Origin of the sequence: Kitasatospora sp. NPDC056800 (genome assembly GCF_042789775.1) — a bacterium.
Classification (GTDB): Bacteria; Actinomycetota; Actinomycetes; order Streptomycetales; family Streptomycetaceae; genus Kitasatospora.
In genome coordinates this window covers 1-15,532 of the sequence record NZ_JBHUAL010000225.1, presented here as the reverse complement: position 1 = coordinate 15,532, position 15,532 = coordinate 1, and the positions used below count along the sequence as shown (strand labels likewise).

At 72.7% G+C, this 15,532-nt stretch carries 15 protein-coding genes; 6 read left to right on the top strand and 9 right to left on the bottom strand.

Going from position 1 to position 15,532, the window contains the following annotated elements; genetic code table 11:
- The first annotated feature begins 224 nt into the window (after window positions 1-224).
- On the top strand, window positions 225-1,265 hold the full coding sequence (locus ACFRQN_RS34635; RefSeq protein WP_380744387.1) for a Scr1 family TA system antitoxin-like transcriptional regulator: 1,041 nt from the start codon (window positions 225-227) through the stop codon (window positions 1,263-1,265).
- A gap of 45 nt (window positions 1,266-1,310) precedes the next feature.
- Here the strand turns inward: ACFRQN_RS34635 and ACFRQN_RS34630 are convergent, their stop codons facing one another.
- The 3 genes from ACFRQN_RS34630 to ACFRQN_RS34620 all read right to left on the bottom strand — a co-directional run bounded on the left by ACFRQN_RS34630 (window position 1,311) and on the right by ACFRQN_RS34620 (window position 3,717).
- On the bottom strand, window positions 1,311-1,709 hold the full coding sequence (locus ACFRQN_RS34630; protein WP_143204603.1) for a hypothetical protein: 399 nt from the start codon (window positions 1,707-1,709) through the stop codon (window positions 1,311-1,313).
- A gap of 613 nt (window positions 1,710-2,322) precedes the next feature.
- Window positions 2,323-2,961 (bottom strand): DUF6461 domain-containing protein, encoded by a 639-nt coding sequence (locus ACFRQN_RS34625; protein ID WP_143204604.1) that lies wholly within the window; start codon window positions 2,959-2,961, stop codon window positions 2,323-2,325.
- A 132-nt stretch (window positions 2,962-3,093) separates the two neighbouring features.
- Window positions 3,094-3,717: a helix-turn-helix domain-containing protein gene (locus ACFRQN_RS34620; protein ID WP_380744385.1), complete on the bottom strand. Its 624-nt coding sequence runs from the start codon at window positions 3,715-3,717 to the stop codon at window positions 3,094-3,096.
- A 112-nt stretch (window positions 3,718-3,829) separates the two neighbouring features.
- Between ACFRQN_RS34620 and ACFRQN_RS34615 the strand changes: the two genes are divergently transcribed.
- Window positions 3,830-5,284, top strand: coding sequence for an aminopeptidase P family protein (locus ACFRQN_RS34615; RefSeq protein ID WP_380744383.1), 1,455 nt, complete (start codon window positions 3,830-3,832; stop codon window positions 5,282-5,284).
- A gap of 69 nt (window positions 5,285-5,353) precedes the next feature.
- On the opposite strand, the gene ACFRQN_RS34610 is transcribed toward ACFRQN_RS34615, so the two are convergent.
- The 3 genes from ACFRQN_RS34610 to paaK all read right to left on the bottom strand — a co-directional run bounded on the left by ACFRQN_RS34610 (window position 5,354) and on the right by paaK (window position 9,169).
- Window positions 5,354-6,760 carry a pyridoxal phosphate-dependent aminotransferase gene (locus ACFRQN_RS34610; RefSeq protein ID WP_380744381.1) on the bottom strand — a complete coding sequence of 469 codons (1,407 nt, stop codon included), beginning with the start codon at window positions 6,758-6,760 and terminating at the stop codon, window positions 5,354-5,356.
- Window positions 6,761-7,003: 243 nt separating this feature from the next.
- Entirely contained in the window at window positions 7,004-7,723 is a 720-nt protein-coding gene (locus ACFRQN_RS34605) for a class I SAM-dependent methyltransferase (protein WP_380744379.1), read from the bottom strand.
- Window positions 7,724-7,834: 111 nt separating this feature from the next.
- Window positions 7,835-9,169 (bottom strand): phenylacetate--CoA ligase PaaK, encoded by a 1,335-nt coding sequence (gene paaK, locus ACFRQN_RS34600; RefSeq protein ID WP_380744377.1) that lies wholly within the window; start codon window positions 9,167-9,169, stop codon window positions 7,835-7,837.
- 336 nt (window positions 9,170-9,505) lie between these two features.
- Between paaK and ACFRQN_RS34595 the strand changes: the two genes are divergently transcribed.
- The 3 genes from ACFRQN_RS34595 (at window position 9,506) to ACFRQN_RS34585 (ending at window position 12,918) form a co-directional block, all read left to right on the top strand.
- Window positions 9,506-11,074, top strand: coding sequence for a hypothetical protein (locus ACFRQN_RS34595; protein ID WP_380744375.1), 1,569 nt, complete (start codon window positions 9,506-9,508; stop codon window positions 11,072-11,074).
- Between the two features lie 38 nt (window positions 11,075-11,112).
- Window positions 11,113-11,508 carry a hypothetical protein gene (locus ACFRQN_RS34590; RefSeq protein ID WP_380744373.1) on the top strand — a complete coding sequence of 132 codons (396 nt, stop codon included), beginning with the start codon at window positions 11,113-11,115 and terminating at the stop codon, window positions 11,506-11,508.
- 246 nt (window positions 11,509-11,754) lie between these two features.
- The gene (locus tag ACFRQN_RS34585) at window positions 11,755-12,918 is read left to right on the top strand and encodes an ROK family protein (protein WP_049649337.1); all 1,164 of its coding nucleotides are present in this window, start codon (window positions 11,755-11,757) and stop codon (window positions 12,916-12,918) included.
- Window positions 12,919-12,945: 27 nt separating this feature from the next.
- Here the strand turns inward: ACFRQN_RS34585 and ACFRQN_RS34580 are convergent, their stop codons facing one another.
- The 3 genes from ACFRQN_RS34580 to ACFRQN_RS34570 form a co-directional block, all read right to left on the bottom strand.
- The gene (locus ACFRQN_RS34580; RefSeq protein WP_107418809.1) at window positions 12,946-13,146 is read right to left on the bottom strand and encodes a hypothetical protein; all 201 of its coding nucleotides are present in this window, start codon (window positions 13,144-13,146) and stop codon (window positions 12,946-12,948) included.
- Window positions 13,147-13,167: 21 nt separating this feature from the next.
- Window positions 13,168-13,371 carry a hypothetical protein gene (locus ACFRQN_RS34575; protein WP_380744371.1) on the bottom strand — a complete coding sequence of 68 codons (204 nt, stop codon included), beginning with the start codon at window positions 13,369-13,371 and terminating at the stop codon, window positions 13,168-13,170.
- A gap of 200 nt (window positions 13,372-13,571) precedes the next feature.
- Window positions 13,572-14,345: a GntR family transcriptional regulator gene (locus ACFRQN_RS34570; protein WP_380744369.1), complete on the bottom strand. Its 774-nt coding sequence runs from the start codon at window positions 14,343-14,345 to the stop codon at window positions 13,572-13,574.
- 324 nt (window positions 14,346-14,669) lie between these two features.
- On the opposite strand from ACFRQN_RS34570, the gene ACFRQN_RS34565 reads away from it, so the two are divergent.
- Window positions 14,670-15,473, top strand: coding sequence for an exodeoxyribonuclease III (locus ACFRQN_RS34565; protein WP_380744367.1), 804 nt, complete (start codon window positions 14,670-14,672; stop codon window positions 15,471-15,473).
- Window positions 15,474-15,532 lie beyond the last annotated feature (59 nt).

Below are 15,532 nucleotides of genomic sequence, written 5' to 3'. Positions count from 1 at the left end.
GGCGGAGGCGTTCATCCGCGCCTCGGGGATGGCGTCGCCGCACTGCGCGCATCGGCACGGCGGGAAGTTCCGCCGCAGGACGAGGCTTTCGCCGCATTGACTGTTCGTCATATCCACCGATTAGTTCCTCTCTGTTGCTATCCCCTCACCAAGAGTGGCCAATCACGGCTAGCATCGGAAGAGCTTCACTTTGACAGCGAGCACTGTGGAATCGGGTAATCACCATGCCCCATCGGGAAGTAGACCCCACCTCGTCGCCGGACGCGGCCATCGGCGTTCAGCTCCGGCGCTTCCGCAAGGCCAGGGGGCTCACGCAGGTCCAGCTCGGGCGGCGGACCAACTACAGCGATTCACTCATCTCCATGATCGAGAACGGCGACCGCCCCGCGCCGCTGCCCCTCGTTCGGCGGTGCGACAAGGAACTCGACACCTGCCAGGCGCTTGAGCTCCTGTACTGGACGGCCAAGAGCAGCACCTTGATCGGCGGGTTCCTCGCCTACATCGAGCACGAGGGCAAGGCCACCGCCCTCAAGATCTACGAGATGAACGTCATCCCCGGGTTGCTCCAGACGCGGGCCTACGCCTCCGCGCTCATCTACGCCGCGGCCCGGCGGGGCGAGATCCCCGAGGAAAAGGCCATCGAGCGCCTGAATGTCCGGATGGCGCGGCAGGCCCTGCTGTACCGGGACCCCGCTCCCTCCGTCCACATCATCATGGAGGAGAGCTGCCTGCGGCCCGTCGGCGGCCCCTTCGTCATGGCCGAACAGCTTCGTCGGCTGGAGAGCATCGCCGGCCTTCCCCACGTCATGCTGCAGATCGCGCCGTCCAGCCTCGGTGAAGACCTCCCTTCGACGTGGCCGTTCACGCTCCTGACCTCGCCGGACGGGGACTGGATGGCCTACCTCGAGACCATCCAACGGGGCTACGTCGAGCGGGACGACAAGGACAAGATCCGTTCCCTGTCAAGGGTTTACGATTGGCTCCAGGCCCAAGCCCTCTCATGTGCGGACTCGCTGGCGCTCATCCGCACCCGGCTCAAGGAGTTCCAAGCCATGTTCCCCATCGCGACGGTCAAGCCCGCCTCCTGGTTGAAGTCCTCATACAGCAACGGTGGTGGTCAGTGCATCGAGGTCGCCCCCGGCCTCCCGGGCGTCCTCCCCGTCCGCGACAGCAAGGACCCTGACGGCCCGCAGCTCGCCTTCGGTACGGACGCCTGGCAGTCCTTCATCGCGGGCGTCAAGTCCGGCGAGTTCGGGAGCGTCTGACTCCCTCGCCGCCCTGCCGCTTCGGCAGGGCGGCGGCACCACTGCTCAGCGGGCCCCGGCGACGAGGAAGCGGCCGGAGCGCCAGTGCAGTCGGGCCGGGCCGCCGGTGGGCCAGTCGTGGTTCAGGTGGCGGCGGTCGCGGCCGAGGGCGCCGAGGGCGTGGGGGCGCAGGGTGCCGCTCCTCAGGCCGGTGGCCTCCTCGGCCGTCACCGGCATGATCGTCACGTACTGGGCGTCATCCCCGCCCATCCAGTCGACGACCTCGGTGAAGATCCACACGAACCGCTGAGAACACCCCAGGCAGCGCCGCAGGTTGACGGCGAAGCGCGAGCCGTCCACCACTTCCGCCTCGTGCTCGAAGCCCTCCCGCTGCCGCCCCCACACCGCCCGTTCGTCCTCGCCGTAGCACTTCGCGCAACCGAACTCCGCCATCGGCCTACCCATCGGTCGACTCCCTGTTCCGCGACGTCCCGTGTCGCGGCCCATGATGCCCGCAGGGCCCCACCGACCGGCCGCACCGTCACCCGACCGGGGAACAATTCACGGGCCGTTCCCGCGCAGTTCGCGCCCCAGGGCGGACATCCGCACAGCGGGTTGACGCACCCGGGGCCCGGCTCGGGACGGTTCGTCCCGGCCCGAGCCGGTTCGCCCCGGTTCACCCCGGCTCGGGCTTCGGGCCGCACACCTCGGAGTGCACGCCGACCGCCCTCGCGCCCGACCGGGCCTTCACGGCGAAGGGTGGCACGGACGTGTCCCAGATTTCTGGGATTCTCCTCGCCCACCGACCTCGCACAGAATCGGCGTCAGGAACCCCGGTGAGCACGGGAGCCCGCCGAACCACCCGTCGGAGAGGGGAGTTGATCAGCGATGTCACGCTCCTTCAAGCGCACCGATGACAAGGCCCGGCGGACCCGCTCCCGGTCGCGGGCGCTCGGCTGACAAGCGGCTCTGACCCCGCACCCCACCCCGCCCGGCGCGCCGCCACCTTGGTGGCCGCCGGGGGGATCAGGGTCAGGGCAGGGGGCGCGCCGGCCGGAGCCTCGGCCGGCCGCCCCCGTCAGTCGGTCTCCAGCAGGAGGGCCGGGAGCTCGGCCTCCCGCACCAGATCACGCGGCAGGGTGAGGCCGAAGTGGCGGCCGAGCACCTCCAGGCAGGTGCGGTGGAGGTCGTCGCCCGCGCGGTCGTGGTCGGGCAGGCCGACGGCGGCCAGCTCGGCCGTCAGGGCGGCGGCTGTGGCCGGCTCGCCCTGGACGTCGCCGGGGCCCCAGGAGGGGTCCAGGTGGAGGTTGAGGGAGCAGACCTCCCGCCCGTCCCGGTGGGCGCTGAAGAACGGCGGCACCGGCTTGCCGTTCTCCTCCTCGAACTCCAGGTGGTAGACCTCGGCGCCGCCGCGCGAGACCTCCGGCCGGACGCTCAGCTCCCCCTGCCAGTAGCCGTACGCCACCGCGAAGGCGAGGTCGCCGCTGCGCCCGTGGTGCAGCGCGATGTCCTCGATGCCGCCGGCGAACTCCAGCTCGTACTCCTCCACCAGGTCCTCGGCGGTGAGTTCGTCGAGCGGCCGCGCCGTGCGCTCCGGGAGCCCTTCGGCGAGCCGGGCCGCCAGTTCCTCCGGCTCCAGGCCGCGGGCGAGCACGACGCTGTAACCTCCGTAGGCGATCGATTCGGGTTCGGCGAGCCAGGTGAGTGCGTCCGTCATGATGATCATCCTGCCGCACCCACCCGCTCGTTCGGTATTCCGAACGATCCGACCGTCCATCGAACCGCCCGCCGAGCCGGCCACCGAACCGCCCGCCAGGCCGTCCGATACCGGAGCCCCGGCGCCGGAGCGTCAGTGCCAGAGCCCCCACACGGCCGGCCGGACCGGCGAGGCCTCGGCGAGGTGGCCGTGCTGCTCGGCCCGGTACTGCAGCACCAGCACCGAGCGGACCGGCTCGCCGTCCAGCGCGGTGTAGGCGTGCGGGAGCGCGGCGTCGAAGCCGATGTAGTCGCCCGGTCCCAACTCGATCTCGCGGCCGTCCACCCGCACGCCCAGCCGGCCGGCCTGGACGACGGTGTGCTCGGTGCCGGTGTGTCCGCCGGACTCCTGCGCGGCGCCGGTGCGCACCACCTGGTCGTAGAGCTCGAACACGGTGTCCCCGGACTCGATCCGGCGCAGCGGCCGCAGGTCGACGCCCCGCCCGCTGAGCACCTCGGCCTCGGCCGCCCGCACCACCGTCACCTCGCCGGCCGGCCGGGCCTCGACCAGGTCGGAGATCGGCACGCCGAGCACCCTGGACAGCCCGAGCACCGTCTCCAGGGTGGGGTTGCCGGCCCCGGACTCCAGCTGGGAGAGCGTCGCCTTGCCGACCCCGGCCCGCCGGGACAGCTCGGACAGCGACAGTCCGCGCTGGGCCCGCACCCGCTTCAGGTTGGCGGCGAGGACGCCCCGGACGGATTCCTCGGCGTCGTTCACGCTGGGCCTCTTCTCTTGCGGCAGTGTTCGATATACCGTACGGGACGCACACCGACGGACGGGGCAGCGTAGCGAAACACCCCGCTGCCCTCACCCTCACCAGGAGACCGCAGTGACCGAGCCCGCCGAGACCACCGAGCCCGCCGAGACCATCAAGTACCGGAAGAACGGCCTGACCCGCGGGGTCACGGACGAGCTCGCGGAGAGCATGAAGCAGGGCTGGGCCGACACCGAGCGCACCGCCCTGGAGCCGGTCCCCCAGGCCGCGCACACCGCCCGCCGCCGCGCCGCGCTGTCCGCCGCCTTCCCCGGCGAGCTGCTGGTCGTCCCGGCCGGCAACCCCAAGGTTCGGGCCAACGACACCGACTACCCGTTCCGCCCCTCCTCCGACTACGCCTACCTGACCGGCGACCAGTCCGAGGACGGCGTCCTGGTGCTCGCCCCGACCGGGGACAGCGGCCACGAGGCCGTGCTCTACCTGCGCGACCGCTCCCGCACCGACAACGGCGAGTTCTGGCTGGACGGCCACGGCGAGCTGTGGGACGGCCGCCGCAACAGCCTGACCGAGAGCGAGCGGCTGTTCGGCCTGCCCTGCCGGGACGTGCGCACCGCCCGCGCGGACCTGCGCGCCGCCACCGGCCCGGCGCGCGTGCTGCGCCGCCACGACGCGGGCGTCGAGGAGGCCCTCGCGGACCGGATCACCGCCGAGCGGGACGAGGAGTTCGAGGTCTTCCTGTCCGGGCTGCGCCTGGTCAAGGACGCGTTCGAGATCGAGGAGCTGCGCTTCGCCTGCGCCGCCACCGCCCGCGGCTTCGAGGACGTGGTCCGCGTCCTCGGCACCGACTCCGAGACCGCCGAGCGGCTGATCGAGGGCACCTTCTTCGTCCGCGCCCGGGTCGAGGGCAACAGCGTGGGCTACAGCACCATCGCCGCGGCCGGCCCGCACGCCACCACCCTGCACTGGGTGCGCAACAACGGCCACGCCCGCCCCGGCGACCTCCTGCTGCTCGACGCCGGCGTGGAGACCAACCACCTCTACACCGCCGACGTCACCCGCACCCTCCCGGTCAGCGGCCGCTTCACCGAGCTCCAGCGCAAGGTCTACGACGCCGTGTACGCGGCCCAGGAGGCCGGCATCGCGGCCGTCCGGCCGGGCGGGCGGTTCCGCGACTTCCACCACGCCGCCCAGCGCGAGCTCGCCGAACACCTCACCGCCTGGGGCCTGTTCGGCGACCTGAGCGCCGACAAGGTGTACGAGCTGGGCCTGCACCGCCGCTTCACCCTGGCGGGCACCGGCCACATGCTGGGCATCGACGTCCACGACTGCGCCCACTCCCGCACCGAGGAGCACATCGACGGCCCGCTGGAGCCGGGCATGGTGCTCACCGTCGAACCGGGCATCTACTTCCAGGAGAACGACCTGACGGTGCCGGAGGAGTACCGGGGCATCGGGGTGCGGATCGAGGACGACATCCTGGTCACCGAGGACGGCAACGAGAACCTCTCCGCCGACCTCCCGCGCCGCTCCGACGAGGTCGAGGCCTGGCTGGCCCGGCTGCGCGGCTGAGCAGCGGAAGAGCGGCACCGGGGCGTACCCGGTGCCGCTCGCGCCGTACGACTACCTGAGCCGCTCCGGCTACTTCAGCTGCTGCAGCGCCACGCCCACCCGCCGCACGGCGGCCTCGACGTCGTCGGGCATCCGGCTGGTGAAACAGAGCCGGAAGAAGCCCGGCTCCGCGTTGTGCATGGTCCCGCCGGGCAGCAGGGAGACCTCGGTGGGCTTGGCGGCGAGGTAGCGGAACAGCCACTCCTCGTTCGGGTCGAGCCCGTCCGGCCCGATGGCCGGCAGCCCGTTCACGTGCTCGCCGGGCGCGCGCTTGCCGAGGTACCTGGTGAGGTCGAGCCAGAAGAACATCGCGGCGTTGTCGCCGTCCTGGTGGACGTACTCGATCCCGGCGGCGTCCAGGGCGTCCTTGGTCCTGCGGAAGCTCGCGCTCAGCAGCGTGCGGTACTCGCGCATCGCGTACACCGGGTAGGGCTCCCCGTCGACGGTGGCCTTGAACAGCTCCCCGATGACATAGGTCTTCAGCGAGTCGAACGGGGTGAACCAGGGCAGTGCGCGGGTCTGTTCGGCCGGGTCGTCGCTGCCGAGCATGGCGCGGTGCACGGCCTCGTTCTTGGAGATGACGAACCCCGTGCGGAAGCCGGACAGCCCGAAGTCCTTGGCGAAGCCCCAGACCAGGTGGACCCGGTCGGCGTGCTCCTGGTACGCGTCCAGGGCCACCGCACTCGTGAACGGCGTCGTCCCGGTGTCGAGTTGGGAGTGGCAGTAGATCTCGTCGGAGATGATGTGGAGGTCGGTGTGCGCGAGCGCCCAGCCGTAGATCTCGTCGAGCAGTTCCTTCGGGTAGTTGACGCCCAGCGGGTTGTGCGGATTGGTGAGGACGAGCAGCCGCGGGTTGTGCCCGGCCTCCTTCCGCGCCTCGTAGGCGTTCACGATCAGGTTCAGGGTGAGCCGGTAGCGGTCCTCCCCGTGGGTGGGCAGGTGCACCGGGACGCACTTCAGCTTGGGCCGTTCCTGGAACGACCAGTTGAAGCCCTGCCAGTACGGCGCCGGGATCAGCACCTCGTCCCCCGGCTTGAGCGGCACACCGCCCGTCCCCTGCCGCCGCATGAGCCCGTAGGCGATGCACTCCAGCGCGGAGGAGACCCCGGCGCAACCGAAGACGTCCTCCATCACGACCGTGCGGCCGAACGCCCGGGTGAGCAGGTCCGCCGCCTGCTGACGCAGCCACGGGATGCCGACCGGGGCCATGTACTTGATGTTCAGCTCGGGGATCAGCCGGATCTTCTCGAAGACGTCCCGCTGCATCGAGTCGTGGTAGAGCAGGACGTTCTCCGCGACGGACAGGTCGACGGCGGTGTCCGGCGCCAGGTGCTGGTGGTAGAAGGCGAGGGCCTGCTCGAAGTCGGGCAGGCCGGCGTGCAGGTCGGCGATCGCCTGGGGCGAGGCGATCCTGAGTCCGTTCTCGGTGATGGTCATGGTGGGTCCCCTGTCGGGTGGGCGGGTCCGGCAGCGCGCCAGCAAGGGTGCCGGAAGGGTGCCGAACGACGCCGGACACGGCCGGACGATGCCGTTCGCACACGCATCGGCCCCAGCCGACCACGCCCCGGACCCGGCCGCCAGCGCTCGGCGGCCGTCCGGACGGCGGGCGCGCCCCGGCCCGCCGTCCGGACCGGGAACCCGCTTCAGCCCGTCGCCCGTGATGCCGGTGCCCTCGGCCGGTCAGCCCAGTCGCCACACCGTCGTGGTCTTGACCGCGGTGTCCTCCAGGTCCGCGACCACCGGCACCTGGTACGCCGCCACCGCGGTGAACCGGTCCCGGGGCAGGTAGGCCCGGCCCGGGTCGCCGACGACGACGGTCGCGCCGCGCGCCACGGCCCGCTCCAGGAAGGGCAGGAAGCGGGCGGCCATGGCCCGTTCGTAGAAGACGTCGCCCGCCAGCACCACCTCGGCGGGCCCGCCGTCGCCGTCCACCAGGTCCACCAGGGCGCCGTCCACCCGGACCCCGTTGGCCTCGGCGTTCAACCCGATCGCGGCCACCGCGTAGGCGTCGATCTCGGCGGCGCGCACCTCCGTCGCCCCGCGCAGCGCGGCGGCCACCCCGACCAGCCCGGAGCCGGCCGCGACGTCCAACACCGTACGGCCGTCGACCAGTTCGGGGTGGTCCAGCACGTAGCGGGCGACCGCCACCCCGCCCGCCCAGGCGAAGGCCCAGAACGGCGGCGGCAGCCCGGCCCGCCCGCGCGCCCGTTCGGTGGTCTCCCACAGGGCGATGGCGTCCTCGGCCATGTGGAGGCTGATCTCGGGCACGAAGGGGACGGGCTTCAGCTCGGTCTCCCGCCGGATGAAGGCGAGGTCCTCGGCGGTCCGAGGATCGGCCTGAGGATCGGGCTGAAGGGCGGGCGGGAGAGCGGATCGGAGAGTGCGCAGCTCACTCGGCATGTCCGCAGCATAGGGCCCGCGCGGGGGTGCTCCCCGCCACCCATCCGGCGGGACGCCCCCGCACGTGTGCCCGACGGCCGGGTTCACCACCGCTCGTTCACCTCCGCTCGTTCAACCCCGCTCGTCCACCACCCGCTTGATCTTCCCGACCGAGCGCTCCAGCGTGTACGGGTCCACCACCTCGGCCGCGACGGTGATCCCGACCCCGTCCTTCACCGCCCGAACGATCTCCGCCCGCGCCGCCTCCCGCTGCTCCGCGGGGGCCTCCGGCCGGGCCTCCACCCGGACGGTCATGGTGTCCAGCCGCCCCTGCCGGCCGAGCCGCAGCTGGAAGTGCGGCGCGACGCCCGGGGTGCGCAGCAGGATCTCCTCGATCTGGGTCGGGAAGACGTTCACCCCGCGCAGGATGATCATGTCGTCGCTGCGCCCGGTGACCTTCTCCATCCGCCGGAACGCCGGCCGCGCGGTGCCGGGCAGCAGTCGGCTGAGGTCGCGGGTGCGGTAGCGGATGATCGGCAGCGCCTCCTTGGTGAGCGAGGTGAAGACCAGTTCGCCGCCCTCCCCCTCGGGCAGCACCTCGTCGGTGAACGGGTCGACGACCTCCGGGTAGAAGTGGTCCTCCCAGATGTGCAGCCCGTCCTTGGTCTCCACGCACTCCTGCGCGATGCCCGGGCCGACCACCTCGGAGAGGCCGTAGATGTCGACGGCGTGCAGGTCGAGCCGCTCCTCGATCTCGCGCCGCATCTCCTCCGTCCACGGCTCCGCCCCGAAGATGCCGATCCGCAGCGAGGTGCTCCGCGGGTCGACGCCCTGCCGCTCGAACTCGTCGAGCAGGGTCAGCAGGTAGGACGGGGTGATCATGATGATCTCGGGCTCGAAGTCCAGGATCAGCCGCACCTGGCGGGCCGTCATGCCGCCGGAGGCCGGGATGACGGTGCAGCCGGCCCGCTCGGCGCCGTAGTGTGCGCCCAGGCCGCCGGTGAACAGGCCGTAGCCGTACGCGATGTGCGCCTTGTGGCCGGGCCGGCCGCCGGCCGCGCGGATCGAGCGGGCGACCACGTCGGCCCACATGGAGAGGTCGTTGTCGGTGTAGCCGACCACGGTCGGCAGTCCGGTGGTGCCGCTGGAGGCGTGGATCCGGCGGACCCGCTCCATCGGGACGGCGAACATGCCGAAGGGGTAGCCCTCGCGCAGGTCGGCCTTGGTGGTGAAGGGGAAACGGGCGAGGTCGTCCAGGGTGCGGCAGTCCTCGGGGCGGACGCCGGCCGCGTCGAACTTGCGACGGTAGAGCTCGACGTTGTCGTACGCGTGCCGCAGGGTGGCCCGCAGCCGGGTGAGCTGGTGGGCGCGCAGCTCGTCCGGACCCATCCGCTCGCCGGCGTCCAGGAGCTCGGGCGGTAGCGGCTCCCCGAGGTGTCGGCGCGGGACGGGTGCGGTGCCGGTCATCGTCGCTCCTTCGCTGCTGTGCCGGTTTTGCTGCTCTGCCGATTTCGCTGCTCTGCCGAGATTCGCCCGCATCGAGGACACCCAGACCGAGATCACCGACCGATCGTTCGGTCAGCTCCCCTGCGCTCCATTGATCCAGTACCCGAACCACCTGTCAAGGGATCGCGCGGACCTTCCGGAATGTGAAGTTCCGACCGCTTCGCGGCGACTTCGTGTCGAGAGCTTGGCTAGCCGATATGAAAATCATTACAGAAGTTTGACTTGCTTCCGCCCTTCACCGCCCCGCCCCCATGGTTCAGTAGTGCGGTTTCTGTCCCGCACCCCGGAGTGATCACCGTGCCCACGACTCCCGCCCTGGTCAGCGCGCTGCGCGAACTCGGCGACCGACCCGCCGTCGTCGCCGACGGGCGCGCGATCAGCGGCATCGGCCTGCTGCTCGGCGTCTCCCCGCCGGGCGGACTCCCCCAGGCCCTCGCCCGCCGCATAGCCGAGCACGCCGCCCTGCCGCCCTCCGCCGCCCGGGCCGCCGAACAGCGGCTGCGCTACTGGGCCGGCGTCCTCGGCGCGCCCCCGATCCGGCACACCGTGCTGCACCCGGTCACCGACCTCGCCGTCGACCTCGCCCTCGCCACCCTGCTCGCCGGCGGCACCGTCCACTGCGGCGACCCCGACCAGCGGCCCGAGCAGCAGCTCGAAGCCGTCGCCACCGCCCGGGCCACCCACCTCAGCCTGCCCTCCGCCCTGCTCTGGCGGCTCAGCGGACAGCCCGGCCTCGCCGCCCACGACCTCGCCGCGCTGCGCCTGGTCCTGCACGTCGGCCCCGAACCCCGGCAGGAGGACGTGTACGCCGCCGTCGACGCGCTCGGCGCCGTCCTCGCCCATGTCCGCGCCCCGGACAGCAACGCCGAGGCCGCCGACCGCCGACTGCGCGCCGACGCCGCCAACGCCTCGGCCGCCGCCTGGAAGTACGGCATCGGCGTCACCGCCGAGCAGGTCCACGACTTCGGCGCCCAGCTCGACCGGGCCGTGCTCGCCGCCCTCCTGCACACCCTCCAGCAGAACGGCGTGCTCACCGACCCCGCCCGCGGCTACCCCGAGGCCGAGGTCCTCGCCGCCGCCATGGTCACCCCCGCCCAGCGCCCCCGGGTCGTCCGCTGGCTGGACGCACTCGCCCGGCACGGCCTGCTCACCCGGCACGACGGCGGGGCCCAGGGCCCGGTCTTCCACGGCCGGCCCGGGCCGGACGCCGCCGAGGTCCGGGAGGCCTGGCGCCCCGCCGCCGAGACCTGGGCCGACGGGCTCGGCCCGGTCGCCGCCCTGGACCGGGTCCGACGCGGCGCCCTGCGGCTGCCCCGGCTGATCACCGGCCAGGAGGCCCCCCGGCCGGACGCCTCCCCCGTCCGCTGGGCCGCCTCCCGCGGCTTCCTCGGCGCCGCCCTCGGCGCGCTGGTGCGCGGCACCGCCGAGGCCCACCAGGGGCCCGGGCCGCTGCGCGTCCTCGAACTGGACGCGGAGGGCGGCGAGCCCGCCGTCGCCCGCGCCCTCGCCACCCGGCCCCGGCCGCACACCGAGCACCACTCGGCCCCCGACGGCGGCCGCTACGACGTCGTCATCGCGAGCGCGGGCGGGGGCGCGGTGGCGGGCGCGGGCGGGCCATCGGCGGAGGACGTCCCGACGCTGGTCCGGCTGCTCGCCCCTGGCGGCCGACTCCTGCTGCTCGCCCCCACCACCGAACAGCTCGACCTGCTGATCACCGGCGACGCCCACGGCCTCACCGCCCGCCCGGCCGAGCAGTGGCGGGCAGCGCTCACCGCCGCGGGCTGCCCGACGGTGCTGACCCTGCCGGAGGACGGACATCCGATGGGGCTGCTGGGGCAGCGACTGTTCGCGGCCCGGGTGGACTGACGGGCGGGCGGGGGTGTGGCTGGCTACGCTCAAAAGTCATGACCACTTCCGCGCGTCCGGCCCGGCCCGCCCGCGGGTCCGTCGGCTCCTTCCGCTCGACCGGCTCCCTCCACTCGATCCGCTCGATCCGCTCGATCGTGTCCGTCCGGTCGATCGACTCGATCGGGTCGGTACTGTCGACCGGCTCGATCGGATCCGCCCTCTCCCTCGGCTCGATCGGCTCGGTGTTGTCCATCGGCTCGATCGGGTCGGTGCTGTCCATCGGCTCGATCGGCTCCGTCCTCTCCCTCGGCTCGATCGGCTCGGCCTGCTCGACCCTCGGCCTCCTGTCGGTCGGCTCCCGGCGCGGTCTCGGCCCGCTGCTGTCGGAACGTTCCCTCCGGTCGGTGCTGTCCCGGCGGCTCCCCTACCGGCCCGCCGTGGCCGGGCGGTGAAGTCCGGATCACGCACCGCCACCCGATCCGTACCATTTCGATACCGAAGCCTGGATGAGCTGCGGAGATCCTCGCCGCCCGGGCCCGTCCCCGGGTAGGCTCCGCTTGTCCTCCGGCCCTCGCGCAGGCGGCCCCCTGCCGCCCTGCCGCGTTCTCCGGGGGCGCACCCCCGCGGGCCATTCGGTGGGCACCGCGCACTCGACACCGCGCGCCAGGGCAGTCGCGCGAACGGCGAAGGGCATCGCATTGGCGGATCGGCTCACCGGAGGAGACTCCTCGCTGCTGCGGCGGATCAACGCGGCGGTCACGCTTCGGGCGCTGCGGAACGGCCACTCCGTGACCCTCACTCAGCTCGTCGGCGAGACCGGGCTCTCCCGCCCGACGGTCGAGGGCGTGATCGAGGGCCTGGTCGAGACCGGACTGGTCGCCGAGGTCGAGCAGCCGAGGGAGGACGGCCAGCCGGGCACCGGCCGCCGCGGCCGCCCGGCCCGCTGGTTCCGCTTCCGCGCCGAGGCCGGGCACATCCTCGGCATCGAGATCGGCGTGCACGACATCCGGGTCATCCTCGCCGACCTCACCGGCGAGGTGGTGGGCAGTCACTTCAAGCCGGTGGACGAGACCCTCGACGCCGAGGACCGGCTCGCCGCCGTCCGCACCGCCGTCGCCGAGGTGCTGCGCAAGGCCGGCATCTCCCGCGACAACCTGTGGGCGGTCGGCATCGGCACCCCCGGCATCGTCGACCGCGAGGGCACCGTCCAACTGGGCACCGCGATGCCCGGCTGGACCGGCCTCGACCTCGGTGCCAAGCTGCGGCGCTCGTTCCGCTGCCCGGTCCTGATCGAGAACGACGCCAACCTGGCCGCCATCGCCGAGCACTGGCAGGGATCGGCGGTCGGCGCCGACGACGTCGTCTTCGTGATGGCCGGCCTCAGCCCGGGCGCCGGCTCCCTCATCGGCGGCCGGCTGCACCGCGGCTTCGGCGGCGCGGCCGGCGAGATCGGCGCCCTGCACCTGCTCGGCCAGGAGGTCACCCCCGAGCGCCTGCTGTCCACCACCGGAAAGCCCCTCAACCCGCTGGACGAGGCCGCCGTGGCCCGCGTGCTGCGGCTGGCCCGGGAGGGCGACGAGGTCGCCAAGGTCGCCATGGACCGCTTCCTCACCCGCCTCGTCCAGGGCGTCGCCGCACTCGTCCTGGCCATCGACCCCCAGCTGGTGGTCATCGGCGGCTGGGCGGCCGGCCTCGACGGCGTCCTGGACCCGCTGCGCGAACGCCTGGCCCAGTTCACCCTGCGCGCCCCCGAGGTCGCCCTGGCGGCCCTCGGCTCGGAGGTCGTGGCGATGGGCGCCCTGCGCGTCGCCCTCGACCACGTCGAGGAGCAGCTCTTCGCCGTCGACCCGCCCCGGGCCTGACGCCGCGCTCAAGGAGCGGGGGTCACCTCAGGGCGCGAAGTCCGGGTCGGTCAGGTCGAGGGTGAGCGTGCTGCCCCAGTCGTTGACGAAGTGCGCCAGCGGCCAGTCGACGGACGCCCCGACGAACGGGTTGCCGGTCGACGTGGTCAGGAGCCACCGCAGTCCGCGGTCCGGTCCGAGCCGACCGATGAAGCCAAGGTGCCCGAGGCCGCTGTCACCGTGGACCACGTAGCCCAGCCCGTCCGGCAGTTAGACCTCGTCGATGACCTCGACGCTGCCCGCGTCCCACGGCGGATCGGCCGCCAGGGCCGCCACGTCCACCGGCCCGCCCAGCTCCAGCCGGAGGTGCTCCGGCCCGTCGATGTCCGCCTCCCGGGCCGTGCCGTCCGCCCGGAACAGGCAGTCGAAGGCCAGCACCTCCGACCTCGCCCACGATGCGAGGAGCGCGTTCACCGGTCGCCCCCGTCCTCACCCATTGCGTGGCTGTGCCACTGCCACGCGGGACGCTACCAGGCGACCCGGCCCGGTTTACGGCAGGGCCCCAACGGTAAAGGCCCGGACGCCAGTTGGCGCCCGGGCCTCGACCTGAGGGTTTCCGGAAAATGGTTCAGGGGTTCAGGGGTTCAGGGGTTCAGGGATTCACGGGTGGTGCGTCAGGAGGCGGTACGGACCTCGGCCGTCGCGCCGACCGGGGTGACCTCGACGAGTCCGGCCTCGCCGAAGGTCAGCTTGCAGGTGTCCGCCCGGTAGGTGGCCACCGCGAGCGCCACCAGCCGGCCGGCCGAGGCGTACTGGGTGGTCATGACCAGGACGGGCGCGCCAGGCGGGCGCTCCAGCAGGGCGGCCTGCTCGGCCTCGGCGACACCCAGCTCGACCGAGCGGGACTCGCCGTCCACCTCCAGGCGCTCCAGCTGGCGCAGCACCGAACGGGCGCGGTCGCTCTCGGCGCGGAAGCCCGGCAGGTGCGGCAGCGCGGCGGCCGGGACGTGCAGCGACTCGCTGGCCACCGCGCGGCCCTCCACCAGACGGACCCGGCGCACGGTGTGCACGGTGGCGCCCTCGGCGATGCCGAGGCCCTTCGCCAGCTGCGCGGAGGCGGGGGCGGTGGTGCAGTCGACCGTCCGCCAGGACTGGCTGCGCGCGGCGCCGGGCCAGCCCTCCTCCTGCCGGTTGACCGGGACGCCGACCCGCGGGGCGGCGATCAGGGTGCCGATCCCCCGGCGGCGCACCAGGCGGCCCTCCAGCTCCAGCTGGTCGAGCGCCTGACGCAGCGTGGCCCGGGCGACGCCGAAGCGGGCCGAGAGCTCGCGCTCGTTGGGCAGCACCTGACCGGTGGAGAACTCCGAGTCGATGGCCCGCAGCAGCACCGTGCGCAGGTGCCAGTACTTCGGCTCCGGCACCGCCGAAAGCTGTCCTGTCGTCCCCACCGCGTCCTCCACCCGTGAGTTTGTCCGCCCTGCGACAAGGAGGGCGGATCCCGAGCCCACTGTCCGCAGTCGCGGCAGGTGGGAGAGCGGGCCTTTATCCGTCCTTCTTTATTAAAGGTCCTTGCAGTAAGTGACCCTAGGTGCTCCGTCCGGAGATGGTCAAGACCAATGGCGGGGCTCGATGGGACTGCCGCACATCTTCATGCCGCGTTCACGACAGCTCCCGCCAGCCGCTGTCACCGCCATCGACACCCTCCGACGGGACCCGCCCGACCCCGCGCGTCACGGTTCGGGCCGGGAACGCCCAGTCGGTAGGCTGCTCGGGTGATCGTGGTGACGAGTGTGAACGTGAACGGAATCCGGGCGGCGGCCAGGAAGGGCTTCGTCGAATGGCTGGCCGGCACCGAGGCGGACGTGGTCTGCCTCCAGGAGGTGCGCTCCGAACCCGAGCAGCTACCCGTCGAACTGCGCGACCTGGACGGCTGGCACGCCGTCTGGGCCCCCGCCGCCACCAAGGGCCGGGCCGGCGTCGCCGTCCTCTCCCGCGCGGAACCGCAGCGCACGGCGATCGGATTCGGCTCGGATGAATTCGACAATTCGGGCAGGTATGTCGAAATCGACCTGCCCGGCCTGACCATCGCCAGCCTCTACCTCCCCTCCGGCGAAGTCGGCACCGAGCGCCAGGAGGAGAAGGAACGCTTCATGGCGGAATTCCTCGTCCACCTCACCGCCCTGCGCGCCCGCGCCGCCGCCGACGGCCGCGAGGTCGTCGTCTGCGGCGACTGGAACATCGCCCACCGCCCCGAGGACCTCAAGAACTGGAAGGCCAACCAGAAGTCCGCCGGCTTCCTCCCCGAAGAACGCGCCTGGCTCTCCCGCGTCTACGACGAGGCCGGCTACGTCGACGTCGTCCGCGCCCTCCACCCCGACCGCACCGGCCCCTACTCCTGGTGGTCCTACCGCGGCCGCGCCTTCGACAACGACTCCGGCTGGCGCATCGACCTCCAGGTCACCACCCCCACACTGGCCACCCGCGCCACCGACGCCCGCGTCGAGCGCGCCGACACCCACGCCGAGCGGTGGAGCGACCACGCCCCGGTCACCGTGGCCTACGACGTGGACAACTGACCGACACATAGCACCACTTGGGCAGGCTGGAGGTGCCCCGGTGCGCGGTTGTACCGCGC